11 protein-coding genes are annotated in these 12,796 nt (G+C 68.0%); 10 read left to right on the top strand and 1 reads right to left on the bottom strand.

Going from position 1 to position 12,796, the window contains the following annotated elements; all coding sequences use genetic code 11:
* Nucleotides 1–29 precede the first annotated feature (29 nt).
* The 9 genes from CMO28_RS15555 (at nt 30) to CMO28_RS15515 (ending at nt 9,596) form a co-directional block, all read left to right on the top strand.
* Entirely contained in the window at nt 30–803 is a 774-nt protein-coding gene (locus CMO28_RS15555) for an enoyl-CoA hydratase (RefSeq protein ID WP_014747078.1), read from the top strand.
* A gap of 193 nt (nt 804–996) precedes the next feature.
* A complete protein-coding gene (rpsT, locus tag CMO28_RS15550) occupies nt 997–1,266 on the top strand; it encodes a 30S ribosomal protein S20 (protein WP_014747079.1) in 270 nt (89 codons plus the stop codon).
* A gap of 551 nt (nt 1,267–1,817) precedes the next feature.
* Nucleotides 1,818–2,288, top strand: coding sequence for a rhodanese-like domain-containing protein (locus tag CMO28_RS15545; RefSeq protein ID WP_014747080.1), 471 nt, complete (start codon nt 1,818–1,820; stop codon nt 2,286–2,288).
* A gap of 106 nt (nt 2,289–2,394) precedes the next feature.
* Complete coding sequence (gene dnaA, locus CMO28_RS15540; RefSeq protein WP_296715056.1) at nt 2,395–3,930, top strand: chromosomal replication initiator protein DnaA; 1,536 nt, start codon at nt 2,395–2,397, stop codon at nt 3,928–3,930.
* A 207-nt stretch (nt 3,931–4,137) separates the two neighbouring features.
* The gene (gene dnaN, locus CMO28_RS15535; RefSeq protein ID WP_014743521.1) at nt 4,138–5,259 is read left to right on the top strand and encodes a DNA polymerase III subunit beta; all 1,122 of its coding nucleotides are present in this window, start codon (nt 4,138–4,140) and stop codon (nt 5,257–5,259) included.
* On the top strand, nt 5,256–6,521 hold the full coding sequence (gene recF, locus CMO28_RS15530; RefSeq protein ID WP_062765893.1) for a DNA replication/repair protein RecF: 1,266 nt from the start codon (nt 5,256–5,258) through the stop codon (nt 6,519–6,521). The genes dnaN and recF overlap by 4 nt, the downstream gene beginning before the upstream one ends.
* A 13-nt stretch (nt 6,522–6,534) precedes the next feature.
* Nucleotides 6,535–9,039 carry a DNA topoisomerase (ATP-hydrolyzing) subunit B gene (gene gyrB, locus CMO28_RS15525; RefSeq protein WP_062765890.1) on the top strand — a complete coding sequence of 835 codons (2,505 nt, stop codon included), beginning with the start codon at nt 6,535–6,537 and terminating at the stop codon, nt 9,037–9,039.
* Between the two features lie 84 nt (nt 9,040–9,123).
* The gene (locus CMO28_RS15520) at nt 9,124–9,333 is read left to right on the top strand and encodes a ribbon-helix-helix protein, CopG family (RefSeq protein ID WP_014743524.1); all 210 of its coding nucleotides are present in this window, start codon (nt 9,124–9,126) and stop codon (nt 9,331–9,333) included.
* Nucleotides 9,330–9,596 carry a hypothetical protein gene (locus CMO28_RS15515; protein WP_014743525.1) on the top strand — a complete coding sequence of 89 codons (267 nt, stop codon included), beginning with the start codon at nt 9,330–9,332 and terminating at the stop codon, nt 9,594–9,596. Before CMO28_RS15520 ends, CMO28_RS15515 begins: the two co-directional genes overlap by 4 nt.
* Nucleotides 9,597–9,630: 34 nt before the next feature.
* On the opposite strand, the gene CMO28_RS15510 is transcribed toward CMO28_RS15515, so the two are convergent.
* On the bottom strand, nt 9,631–10,446 hold the full coding sequence (locus CMO28_RS15510; RefSeq protein WP_296715048.1) for a DODA-type extradiol aromatic ring-opening family dioxygenase: 816 nt from the start codon (nt 10,444–10,446) through the stop codon (nt 9,631–9,633).
* A gap of 240 nt (nt 10,447–10,686) precedes the next feature.
* Here CMO28_RS15510 and CMO28_RS15505 point away from each other — a divergent pair, with 240 nt between their 5' ends.
* Nucleotides 10,687–12,795, top strand: a complete 2,109-nt coding sequence (locus CMO28_RS15505) for a transglycosylase domain-containing protein (protein WP_296715047.1) — start codon at nt 10,687–10,689, stop codon at nt 12,793–12,795.
* The last annotated feature ends 1 nt before the right edge of the window (nt 12,796 follow it).

Raw genomic sequence — 12,796 nt, 5'->3', positions numbered from 1 at the left:
GCGCGGGATCGCGGAGGGAGCAGACCCACATGTCCTACAAGAACATCCTGGTCGACACGCGCGGCGCCGTCGGGCTGATCCAGCTCAACCGGCCCAAGGCGTTGAACGCGCTCTGCGCCGAACTGATCGAGGAACTGAACGCGGCGCTCGACGCCTATGAGGCGGATCCCGAGATCGGCGCGATCGTGCTGACCGGCAGCGAGAAGGCCTTTGCGGCCGGCGCCGACATCAAGGAGATGCTGCCCAAGTCCTTCCAGGACGTCTACATGGAGGACTTCATCTCGCGCTGGGAGCGGGTGACCCGCTGCAAGAAGCCGGTGATCGCGGCGGTGTCGGGCTATGCGCTCGGCGGCGGCTGCGAGCTGGCGATGATGTGCGATTTCATCCTGGCGGCCGAGAATGCGAAGTTCGGCCAGCCCGAGATCAATCTCGGCACCATTCCGGGCTCGGGCGGCACCCAGCGCCTCACCCGTTTCGTCGGCAAGTCCAAGGCCATGGAAATGTGCCTGACCGGCCGGATGATGGATGCCGAGGAAGCCGAGCGTGCGGGGCTGGTCAGCCGGATTCTGCCGGTGGCAGAGCTGCTCGACGAGGCGCTGAAGGTCGCCCAGGCGATTGCCGCCAAGTCCCTGCCCTCGGTGATGATGGCCAAGGAGGCGGTCAATGCCGCCTATGAGACCACGCTGACCCAGGGCGTGCGCTTCGAACGCCGGCTGTTCCATTCGAGCTTTGCGCTCGAGGATCGCCGCGAGGGCATGACCGCCTTCTCGGAGAAGCGCGAGCCCCAGTTCAAGAACCGCTGACCGCATCCCGCCGACCGGCGCTGACCGGTGCCGGTCGGCGGGAATCGCAGTGGTTGCACGACAACGGCCGACGGCGTTCCGGCCGGAGCGCTTTCGGCTTTGCCGATAACGTCTTGACTCAATCGTGGACCGCACCTATCGTCCGCGGCCTGAGTTTCCCCTTATCCCGAACGTATCCGAAGGGCCGACCCTGATGGCCAATCATGTCTCCGCCGAGAAGCGTATCCGTCGCAACGCGCGCCGGGCCGAAATCAACGGCGCTCGTATCAGCCGCATCCGCACCTTCGTGAAGAAGGTCGAAAAGGCCCTTGCCCTGGGCGACAAGGATGCCGCCGTCGCCGCTTTCGCCGTCGCCGAGCCGGAACTGCGTCGCGGCGTGAACAAGGGCGTGCTGCACGGCAACACCGCCTCGCGCAAGATCTCGCGCCTCAGCGCGCGCGTGAAGGCGCTGTCGCAGGCCTGAGCCCGCAGCGGTCCGGCGCCCGATCGTGGCTGAAACTCCGGAAGCCCGGAGGTGACAGCCAGAGTCTTCGGCATATGGTCGCAGGCAGCCCGACATCCTTCGACGCACGGCATGCGATCTCCGCATGCCGTGCGTCGTCGTGTCGGGATTGATGCATCGCGTCAAAAGATCGCGTTCGCATTTCGGACCCGTTGCCAGCCGCCCGGGCCGGGGCTAGTCTAGGCCCCATCGAATGCAGGTCCGTCCCCACAGCGGCCGAGCGTACCGGAGGTTCCGGACCGGATGCCCGATCAGGCAACCGATCCATCGAATCCAAGGCATGCTCGCCGGCGGTTTCGACCGACCTGTTTCCCAAGCCTTTCGAAGAGCGGATGTGGACGGCGCGTCGTTCGATGCATGGACATCGAATGATGACGCAGAGGCTTTGTCCGCAGGCGGCCCCAGGGCCTGACCATGCGGATCCCGTGGCCCCGGGCCATGCGCGTGCCCTTTGCCTGCCGCGTCCCCCATCCCTTCGTCCTGATCTGCCAGAGGAGCCACGAGGCGACGCCATGGCCAGCACCGACGACATCCGCCGCAACGCATCGGCCCGCACGGGCGCCCAGGCCGGCTATGCCGGCGACGTCACGCCCGAGGAGGCGTGGGCCTTTCTGGAGCAGCAGCCCGACGCGGTTCTGGTCGACGTGCGCACCCGCGAGGAATGGATGTTCGTGGGCCTGCCGCTGCTCCAGCCCCTGGGCAAGGAGCCGCAGCTGATCTCGTGGCAGGTCTGGCCGCAGATGGCGCCCAACCGCGACTTCACCAATGCGCTGGCCGAGGCCGGCGTCGGCCGCGAGCAGCCGGTGCTGTTCCTGTGCCGCAGCGGCGCCCGGTCGCGGGCTGCTGCCATCGCGGCCACGGCTGCGGGCTATGAGACGGCATTCAACATTGCAGGCGGGTTCGAGGGGGATGTCGGCCCCGACGGGCATCGCGGTACGGTCAACGGCTGGAAGGCGGCGGGGCTGCCCTGGTTCCAGAACTGACCCGACCGTCCGTCACCGCCGTGTCGTGGCCCGAGAGGGGGCGGCGCGGTTGCCGTTCGTCCGCATGAAGCCGGACGACCCCCGCCAACTCCGACTGCCGCTGCCCATGACCTCGGTTTCCGATCCTGCTGACTTCGCCGAATATGAGGCACAATGGGCCCGTGTGCGCGACTCGCTCCGTACCGAGTTCGGTGATGCCGCCTTCTATTCCTGGTTGAAGCCGCTGGCTCTCGCTTCGGTCGCCGATGGCCGGGTGACGATCCAGGTGCCGACCCGCTTCATGCGCGACTGGGTGGTGTCGCATTATGCCGACCGCATCCGCGTGCTGTGGTCGTGGGAGAATCCGGCGGTGCGCCGGGTCGACATCGCCGTGGCCGGCGTGAAACCCGCGGCCGCAGAAGCGCCGGCACAGCCGGCCCCCCGGCCTGCGGAGGTGGTGGATCTGCCACCGGTGCCGATGGCCGTGCCGACGCCCATGGCCTCCAGGTCCGCTGCCGCCGCCGCCCCGGTGCGGGCTGCGGCACCGCGTGCGGCCACCGCGGCGGCGCCTGCGATCGTCATCGCCGACGCCGATGCCGAGGCGGAAGCGGGCAGCCGTGCGGCGGAGCGGATCGATCAGTGGTCGGCCGGGCTGGACCCGCGCTTCACCTTCGACAATTTCGTCTGCGGCAAGCCGAACGAACTGGCCCATGCGGCGGCGCTTCGCGTCGCCGAAAGCGAAACGGTGCAGTTCAACCCGCTGTTCCTCTATGGCGGCGTCGGCCTGGGCAAGACCCATCTCATGCATGCCATCGCCTGGCATATCCGCGGCCGCAATCCGCGCCGCAAGGTCGTCTACATGTCGGCCGAAAAGTTCATGTACGAGTTCATCCGGGCGTTGCGCTACAAGGACACCATGGCGTTCAAGGAGCAGTTCCGCTCCGTGGACGTGCTGATGATCGACGACGTGCAGTTCATCAGCGGCAAGGACTCGACCCAGGAAGAGTTCTTCCACACCTTCAATGCGCTGGTCGACCAGAACCGTCAGATCGTGGTCTCGGGCGACCGCTCGCCCTCCGATCTGGATGGCATGGAAGAGCGGCTCCGCTCCCGCCTCGGCTGGGGCATGGTCGCCGATATCCACCCCACCACCTATGAACTGCGGCTCGGCATCCTGCAGCAGAAGGCGGATCAGCTGGGGGCGGTGGTGCCGGTGAAGGTGCTGGAATTCCTGGCCCATAAGATCGCCTCCAATGTCCGCGAGCTGGAGGGCGCCCTCAACCGCGTCGTCGCCCATGCGACCCTGGTCGGCCGGGCGATCACGCTGGAGACCACCCAGGAAGTCCTGCAGGATCTGCTGCGCGCCAATGAGCGCCGGCTGACGATCGAGGACATCCAGAAGCGGGTGGCCGAGCATTTCAACATCCGGGTCTCGGACATGCATTCCGCCCGGCGGTCCCGCGCGATCGCGCGGCCGCGGCAGGGGGCGATGTATCTGGCAAAGCAGCTCACCCAGTCGAGCCTGCCCGAGATCGGCCGCAAATTCGGCGGCCGCGACCACACCACGGTCATGCACGCGGTCAAGAAGGTCGAGGAACTGGCCGGTCAGGATGCCGGTTTCTCCGACGATATCGAGCTGCTGCGCCGGATGCTGGAGAGCTGAGCCGGGGGCATCCACGCCGCCCCGTCCGTGCGGTCCGCATCCCGGTGACATCTGCCGTTACACTGGCTTCGCGCGCAGGCGGGCGGTATACTCCTAGCCCCTGACGGGGCCAGAGTCCGGAACCGTCTCCGGGGGTCGTCACCGCCCTCTCAGATCTGCCGGCCGGGCATGCCCCAAGCCGATCGACAGCCCTCACCGGGAGCGCACATGAAGCTGACCATCGAACGCGCCGCCCTGCTCCGCGCGCTGACCCACGTGCAGAGCGTCGTCGAGCGCCGTAATACGATTCCGATCCTGGCCAATGTGCAGGTCGAGGCGGAAGCCTCGGGCCGGCTGCGCCTGACCGCCACCGATCTGGATCTGTCGGTGGTGGAGGATGTGCCGGCGACGGTGGGACAGCCGGGGCGGACCACGGTGCCGGCGCACACCCTGCACGACATCGTCCGCAAGCTGCCCGACGGCGCCGAAGTCGAACTGGCGCTGGATGCCGCCAAGGGCCAGGTGAAGCTGACTGCCGGTCGCTATGCGTCGGCGCTGTCGGTGTTGCCGGCCGAGGATTTCCCCGAGATCGCCGAGGGCAACCTGCCCTTCGCCTTCTCGCTGCCGGCCGATGAGCTGAAGCGGCTGATCGACAAGACCCGCTTCGCCATTTCGACCGAAGAGACCCGCTATTACCTGAACGGCATCTATCTGCATGTGGCCGAGGGGCCGGATGGCCGGCGGCTGCGTGCGGTTGCGACCGATGGCCATCGTCTGGCCCGCGTCGAGGCGGATGTGCCCGAGGGTGCCGCCGGCATGCCCGGCGTGATCGTGCCCCGCAAGGCGGTCGGCGAGCTGCGCAAGCTGGTCGACGAGGTCGATGCCGAGGTATCGGTGGCGCTGTCGGAAACCAAGATCCGTTTCGTCTTCGGCGACGTGGTCCTGGTCTCGAAGCTGATCGACGGCTCGTTCCCGGATTACGAGCGGGTGATCCCGGCCGGCAACGACAAGATGGTGCGGATCGACTGCAAGCCCTTCGCGGCCGCGGTGGATCGTGTCGCCACGATTTCGAGCGAGAAGTCGCGCGCCGTGCGGTTCTCGCTCACCGACGGCCGGCTCGATCTTGCCGTGACCAGCCCGGATAACGGCTCGGCGAGCGAAGAGCTGACGGTCGACTACGAGGGCCAGCACATCGATATCGGCTTCAATTCGCGCTATGTGCTCGATGTGGCCGGCCAGATCGACGGCGATCTGATGGAGCTGGCGATCGCTGACGGAGCCTCGCCGGTGGTGATCCGCGATACGGCGGATGCCGGTGCGCTCTATGTGCTGATGCCGATGCGGATTTGATCACGCCCGACCCCACCGATTTCCCGGAGCCCACCGCCGGCGCTGCGTCTCTGCGGCCGGGGGTGATGCGACCGGCCATTACCCGGCTGGTGCTGACCGGTTTCCGCAATTACCCGACGCTGCGTCTGGCGCTGGACCCGGCACCGGTGGTGCTGACCGGGCCCAACGGCGCCGGCAAGACCAATCTGCTCGAAGCCGTGTCCATGCTGGCCCCGGGCCGCGGCCTGCGCGGTGCGCGATTGGGAGAGATGGACCGGCTGATCCCGGGTGTGGAGGGACGAAGCGGCGGCGGCTGGGCGGTGGCGGCGACGGTCGAGACCGCCGACGGGCCGGTCGAGGTCGGTACCGGCCTTGCCGGCGGCGGCCTGGAGCGCGAGCGCCGGATCGTCCGGGTCGACGGCCGCAATGCGAGTGCCGCGGAACTCGGGCGGCGCTGGTCGGTCCTCTGGGTGACGCCGGCGATGGACCGGCTGTTCGTCGAGGCGGCGGGCAATCGGCGGCGGTTCTTCGACCGGCTGGTCTATGGGCTGGATCCCGACCATGCCGGGCGGATCGCGGCCTATGAGCAGGCGATGCGCGAGAGGGCGCGGCTGCTTCGCGACGGCCGGCGGGACCCCGCATGGCTAGGCACGCTGGAGGCGACCATGGCCGCCAGGGGTGTTGCGATCGCGGCGGCACGGCTGGGCTTCGCAAGCCAGCTGAAATCGGTTCTGGCGGCGGGCGGCCACGGCTTTCCCAAGGCCCGGATCGCTATCGAGGGTGAGGTGGAGGCGGCACTTGCCGGCCAGCCCGCCCTTGCGGTGGAAGACGGGCTGGCCCGGCGGCTGGCCGAAAACCGGGGGATCGACGCCGATACCGGGACCACCCGGGCCGGCGTCCATCGCACGGATCTGGCCGTGACCCACGAGGGCAACGGCATGCCGGCGGCGCGCTGCTCCACCGGCGAACAGAAGGCGCTGCTGCTGGCCCTGGTGCTGGCGGTGGCACGGCTGAAACGGACGGTGGAAGGATCGGCGCCGATCCTGCTGCTGGACGAGGTGGCCGCCCATCTCGATGCCGAGCGGCGCGACGCGCTCTATGACGTGCTCGTCTCGCTTGGTGCCCAGGCCTGGCTTACCGGCACCGACCGCCCGCTCTTCGCCGGGCTCGGCGGCGGACGGGCGCAGTTCGTGCGGATCACCGATGCCTCGGCGATCCGCGACCAGATCGTCGACCCTGCCGGCACTCCCCTGCCGGCGGCGGGCGACCATGACCGAGGATGATGGAACCGGTTCGATGACAGAGCAGCCCGCACACTCCCCGTCCGAGACTGCCATCGCAGCCACGTCCTATGGCGCCGACTCGATCAAGGTCCTGCGTGGCCTGGATGCCGTGCGCAAGCGTCCCGGCATGTATATCGGCGATACCGACGACGGCTCGGGCCTGCACCACATGGTCTACGAGGTGGTCGACAATGCCATCGACGAGGCCCTGGCCGGCTGGTGCGACACCGTCGACGTGGTGCTGAACCCGGACGGATCGGTGACCGTGCGCGACAACGGCCGCGGCATTCCGGTCGACATCCACGAGGAAGAGGGCGTGTCGGCGGCCCAGGTCATCATGACCCAGCTGCATGCCGGCGGTAAGTTCGACCAGAACTCGTACAAGGTGTCGGGCGGTCTGCACGGCGTCGGCGTGTCGGTGGTGAATGCGCTGTCGGAATGGCTGGAGCTGCGCATCTGGCGGGCGGGCAACGAGCACTTCATGCGCTTCCGCATGGGCGATGCCGAGGCCCCGCTGGAGATCGTGGGGCCGGCCGGTGACCGCACCGGCAGCGAGATCACCTTCCTGCCCTCGACCGACATCTTCACCAAGACCGATTTCGACGCCGCCACTCTGGAACGCCGCCTGCGTGAGCTGGCCTTCCTGAATTCGGGCGTCACGATCGAGTTCACCGATCTGCGCGCCGAGACGCCGGCCGTCCACCGCATGCATTACGAAGGCGGCATCGAGGCCTTCGTCCGCTATCTGGACCGCAGCAAGTCGCCGCTGCATTCGCTGCCGATCACGGTCTCGGGCGAGCGGGCCGGGATTACGGTCGAGGTCTCGATGCAGTGGAACGACAGCTATCACGAGAACGTTCTCTGCTTCACCAACAACATCCCACAGCGGGATGGCGGGACCCATCTGGCCGGATTCCGTGCGGCGCTGACCCGCACGATCAACGCCTATGCGGCGTCTTCCGGCCTGGCCAAGCGCGAGAAGGTCGCGATCTCGGGCGAGGATGCGCGCGAGGGGCTGACCTGCGTGCTGTCGGTGAAGGTGCCGGACCCGAAATTCTCGTCGCAGACCAAGGATAAGCTGGTCAGTTCCGAGGTGAAGCCGGCGGTCGAGAACCTGGTGGGCGAGCGCCTGGACCAGTGGTTCGAGGAACATCCGCAGGACGCCAAGGCGATCGTCGGCAAGGTGGTCGAGGCGGCGGTTGCGCGCGAAGCGGCCCGCAAGGCCCGCGAACTCACCCGGCGCAAGAGCGCGCTCGACATCACCAGCCTGCCCGGCAAGCTGGCCGATTGTCAGGAGCGCGATCCCGCCAAGTCCGAGATCTTCCTGGTCGAGGGTGACTCGGCAGGCGGCTCCGCCAAGCAGGGCCGCAATCGTGCCAATCAGGCGATCCTGCCGCTGCGCGGCAAGATCCTGAACGTGGAGCGCGCCCGCTTCGACAAGATGTTGAGTTCGGCCGAAATCGGCACGCTGATCTCGGCGCTCGGCTGCGGCATCGGCCGGGACGATTTCGATCCCGACAAGCTGCGCTACCACAAGATCATCATCATGACCGACGCGGACGTGGACGGCAGCCATATCCGCACCCTGCTGCTGACCTTCTTCTACCGCCAGATGCCCGAATTGATCAAACGCGGCCATCTGTTCATCGCCCAGCCGCCGCTCTATCGCATCAAGCGCGGGTCGAGCGAGGTGTATCTGAAGGGCGAGCTGGAGCTTGAGAATCACCTGATCGCCCAGGCGCTGGAGGACACCGTTCTCACCCTGGCTTCGGGTGCCCAGCATGCCGGCGGCGACCTGCGGGTGATCGTGGAGCGCTCACGCGATGTCGCCAACCAGCTGAAGGCGATCGCACGGCGCGCGCCGCTCTGGCTGCTGGAAGAAGCGGCCCTCGCCGGTGCGCTTTCCGAGGCGGCCTTTGCCGACAGGGCCGCGGCGGAACGCGCCGGTGCCGCCCTGGTCAGCCGGCTGGATGCCCGTGCGAACGAGCATGACCGCGGCTGGTCCTTCGCGGTCGAGACCGGTGCCGCGGAGGGCGAGATCGGCCCCTCGGCCGGTGCCGGCCGGGCGGGCGAGGTGCGGCGGATCCGGGTGCGCCGCGAACTGCGCGGCATGCAGGAAAGCTATGCCATCGATGCCAGCCTGTCGCGCGGCGGCGAGGCGCGGCTGATCAGCCGGCATCTGGCCGAACTCGGCCCGGTCTTCGACGGCGTTGCCACCATCGCCTTCGACAAGGGCCGGGAAGTGCGCGTCGTCGCCCCGCGCGAATTGTTCGAGGCGGTGCTGGAGGCCGGCCGCCGCGGCATTCAGGTGCAGCGCTATAAGGGCCTGGGTGAGATGAATGCCGACCAGCTGTGGGAGACCACCATGGACCCCAACAGCCGCACCCTGCTTCAGGTCCGCATCAATCATGCCGACGAGGCGGATGAAATCTTCACCACCCTGATGGGCGATGTGGTCGAGCCGCGCCGCAACTTCATTCAGGATAACGCGCTGAACGTTTCCAACCTGGACGTGTAAAGCGCCGTATCTTGCTTCGCCTCCATTGCCTCCTCGCCCGGATTGCTCCTATATTTCAGAGTGATCCGGGCAAAGGAGGTCGGGATGAGCGTCAAACTGAATCTGATCCTGTCGGACGACCTCGGCCGCGAAATCGATCAGGCGGCAAGGGAGAGCGAGACCGACCGGAGTGAAATTTTCCGGAAGGCGCTCCAGCTGTATCTGGCGGCCCGGGAGGGCAAGCGGCGCGGATTGAAGCTCGGGCTCATTGAACCCGGATCTGAGCGCGTCGAGACCGAGATCGTCGGATTGTGAACACGATTGATCTCGATCGTCCTCCGTCGGGGCACAGGCTCGACGTGAAGATTTCTCCTGACGAAGCGGCCGGTGAGCGCCAGGTGCGTCTGTTCAAGGACGTCACCCTGTTTTTGATGGCCGCAGGCTTCGTCATTCTCATCATCGTCTTTTGCTTTTTGACGGTGACGTCGGTTGCTGCGTCTGTCGATGAGAAGAAGTGGGCGATGTCGGTTCTTTCTGCCGCAGCAGCCGGGTTGATCGGTTATCTCATTCGCAAATGAGGCGGGGCCGCGGGTGCGGAGCTGCTCACCTGCGTCAATCGAACCGGAACGCTGAAACCGTCGTCTCCATCACCCGGTCGGAAAAGATCTTCCGGCCCCGTCCTTCGGGTGCTGCACCCGCGGCGACCATGAGCGGGATCAGGTGCTCTTCCGCCCGGGGCGGGTGGCAGAGCCGTGCCGCCGGGGCATCCGCCCATTCTGTCAGCGCCGTATGGCGGGTGGCGGGGGCCGCCTCCACCGCACCGGTCAGCCAGGCGTCGAAGCTGTCGGAGACCGGGCCGAAGCGGGGATCGCCATAGCCGCGCATGTTGTGGAAGCTCATGCCGCTGCCCAGGATCAGCACGCCCTCGTCACGCAAGGCGGCAAGGGCGGCACCGGCGGCGAGATGGCTGGCCGGATCCAGATCATTGCGGATCGACAGCTGAACCACCGGCAGGTCGGCATCGGGGGCCGCGAGCAGCAGCGGGATGAACATGCCGTGATCGAAGCCGCGCGCAGGGTCGACATGGGCGGCGAGGCCGGCTGCCCCCAGCAGGTCGACCACCCGGCCGGCAAGCGCGGGATCGCCCGGCGCCGGATAGCGCAGCTGATAGGTATGTGGCGGAAACCCGTAATAGTCGTAGATCAGCTCCGGCGCCGCGGCACCGGTGACGGCAAAATCGTCGGTCATCCAGTGGGCGGAGACCATCAGGATCGCCCGCGGTCGCACCGCCAGCCCCCGGATCAGCCCGCGCAGAAAATCGCCCATGCTGGCCCAGGTGTCGCGGGGCGTCCAGTCCATGAAGAAGCAGGGGCCGCCGCCATGGGGGATGTAGATTGCGGGCATGGGCGCGGTTGCGGCCTGGCTCATGGGGGTGTCCTCCGGCTGGGTTCGACGTCGAGTATGCGTCCACCGGCTGATCCGGCAAAGTCGCATGAAGGTCACGACCTGGAACAGGCCGTTCCACGTAGTGTCCGCAAATGCCGTGCCCCTGTTCCCGTCCCGTTCCGAGACCCGCCGTCCATGCGCCGAGCTTCAGTTCCCGTCCGTCGTGATCCCGTGCTGTCGTCGGCTGCCGTCGAGGCCCCGGGAGAGGATGGCCCGTTCCTGATGGCCGAGCGCCGCACCTCTGGTGGTGGAGCCGGGCCATCGGGCAGTGGCGGCGGTGGCGGGCGTCGTGGTACGGGGCGTCGTGGGACAGGGAAGGGGGGATCCGGTGACGGCGGCAGCCGGCCGCCGCGGCGCTGGTTGCGCCGGGCAGGCATTGCGCTCGGCGTGGTTGCCCTGATTTTCGCCGGCTATATCGCCTGGGTGCTGCGGGACCTGCCCTCGCTTGACGAGCTGAACAAGCCCGCGGCGGAGCCGGGTATCACCGTGCTGGCCCGCGACGGAACCGCGATCGCCGTCTATGGCCGGCTGACCGGCCGCCAGATCACGGTCAATGATCTGCCGCCGGCCCTGGTCGAGGCGGTGCTGTCGACCGAAGACCGGCGGTTCTACGACCATCCCGGCATCGACATCTTCGGCATCGGCCGCGCGGTCTATGCCAATCTTTCGGCCGGCCGGGTGGTGCAGGGCGGCAGCACCATCACCCAGCAGCTGGCCAAGATGCTGTTCCTGACTCCGGAACGCTCTTTCGAACGCAAGCTGCGCGAAGCGGTGATGGCGCTCCGCCTGGAAGCGGTCTACGACAAGAACGAGATCCTGGCCCGCTATCTGAACCGCGCCTATTTCGGCGCCGGGGCCTATGGCATCGATGCGGCGGCACGGCGCTATTTCGACAAGCCGGTCGAGGAGCTTGATGTCGGCCAGTCGGCGATGCTCGCGGGCCTTCTGCAGGCGCCCTCGGCCTATGCGCCGACATCGGCGGCCGAGCGGGCCGAGCGGCGGATGAGGGCGGTGGTCCAGAACCTGGTCGATGTCGGCTATCTGACGCCGGAGGCGGCGAAAGAGGTGCGGGTGCCGAAGCTTGCCCCCTCGGCCCGGGCGACGGTGGGGGCCACCAACCGGCGCTGGTTCGCCGATTGGGTGCTGGACCAGCTTTCGGCCCATCTGGAGCCCACCACCCGCGACATCGTGGTCCGCACCAGCCTGGATGCGGAGTTGCAGAGTGCGGCCGAATCGGCCGTGAGCGAGGTTCTGGCCGCCGACGGGCCCAAACTCAAGGCCGGCCAGGGGGCCTTTGTGGCGGTGGCGCCCGATGGCGGCGTGCTCGCGATGGTCGGTGGCCGGGACTATCGTGCCAGCCAGTTCAACCGGGCGACCCAGGCCTGGCGCCAGCCCGGATCGACCTTCAAGCTGTTCGCCTTTCTGGCGGCGCTGGAAGCGGGCTGGGAGCCGAACACCCTGGTGCTGGACGCGCCAGTGACGGTGGATGGCTGGTCGCCTGCGAATTTCGAGCCGGATTATGCGGGCGAAGTGCCTCTGGTCCAGGCGGCCGTGCGCTCGCTGAACACCGCGACCGTGCGGGTGGCGGAAGAGGTCGGGCGCGACCGGGTGATCGCGACCGCCCGCCGTCTGGGCCTGTCGGGCGACCTGCCCAGGGTTCCGAGCGTGACCCTGGGGACGGGGTCGGAGAACCTGCTGGAGATGACGGCGGCCTATGCGGCGCTAGCCAATCAGGGGCGCCCGGTTCAGCCCTGGGCGATCGAGGAGGTGCGGGCAGCCGACGGAACCGTGCTCTATCAGCGCGCCGCGCCGGAACCGGCCGAACCGGTGCTCTCTGCCCATACGGTTCAGGCGATCAACGCCATGCTGGTCAAGGCGGTGGAGACCGGCACCGGCCGCGCCGCGCAGCTGCGCGGCGCCGTGATCGCGGGCAAGACCGGCACGACCCAGGATTACCGCGATGCCTGGTTCATCGGCTATACCGGCGCGGTCGCGGCGGGGGGCTGGGTCGGCAATGACGATGATGCGCCGATGCGCGGCGTGACCGGCGGCCGGTTGCCGGCCAAGATCTGGGCACGTGCGATGTCGGAAGGGGGCGGCCGGATGATGCTGGTGCCGCCGCCGGTTCTGGACATCAGGGCGCCGGCGCCGGTGGTGCCGCCGTCGGATGACCCGCTCTCGCGCCTGCTGCGCGGCCTGTTCGGCGAGGAGAGCGCCGCCCCTGCCCGGCCCGGGCAGCCGTCGGCGCAGCAGCCGGCGCGCCCGGCACCCTCTCAGCCCTCGCGGCTGTCCAATCCGCCGGCCTATCCCGGAGAGCGCTTCGACCGCTGAC

The sequence above is a fragment of the Tistrella sp. genome, from assembly GCF_002684955.1.
Lineage (GTDB): Bacteria > Pseudomonadota > Alphaproteobacteria > Tistrellales > Tistrellaceae > Tistrella > Tistrella mobilis.
Note: the sequence above shows the minus strand (reverse complement) of the source record. Positions and strands in the feature narration are given on the sequence as shown.

What these genes read in the sequence shown, in the direction of transcription:
- CMO28_RS15555 (WP_014747078.1), top strand. Translation starts at nt 30, where the DNA reads ATGTCCTACAAGAACATCCTGGTCGACACGCGCGGCGCCGTCGGGCTG.
- rpsT (WP_014747079.1), top strand. Translation starts at nt 997, where the DNA reads ATGGCCAATCATGTCTCCGCCGAGAAGCGTATCCGTCGCAACGCGCGC.
- CMO28_RS15545 (WP_014747080.1), top strand. Translation starts at nt 1,818, where the DNA reads ATGGCCAGCACCGACGACATCCGCCGCAACGCATCGGCCCGCACGGGC.
- dnaA (WP_296715056.1), top strand. Translation starts at nt 2,395, where the DNA reads ATGACCTCGGTTTCCGATCCTGCTGACTTCGCCGAATATGAGGCACAA.
- dnaN (WP_014743521.1), top strand. Translation starts at nt 4,138, where the DNA reads ATGAAGCTGACCATCGAACGCGCCGCCCTGCTCCGCGCGCTGACCCAC.
- gyrB (WP_062765890.1), top strand. Translation starts at nt 6,535, where the DNA reads ATGACAGAGCAGCCCGCACACTCCCCGTCCGAGACTGCCATCGCAGCC.
- CMO28_RS15520 (WP_014743524.1), top strand. Translation starts at nt 9,124, where the DNA reads ATGAGCGTCAAACTGAATCTGATCCTGTCGGACGACCTCGGCCGCGAA.
- CMO28_RS15510 (WP_296715048.1), bottom strand. Translation starts at nt 10,446, where the DNA reads ATGAGCCAGGCCGCAACCGCGCCCATGCCCGCAATCTACATCCCCCAT.
- CMO28_RS15505 (WP_296715047.1), top strand. Translation starts at nt 10,687, where the DNA reads ATGGCCGAGCGCCGCACCTCTGGTGGTGGAGCCGGGCCATCGGGCAGT.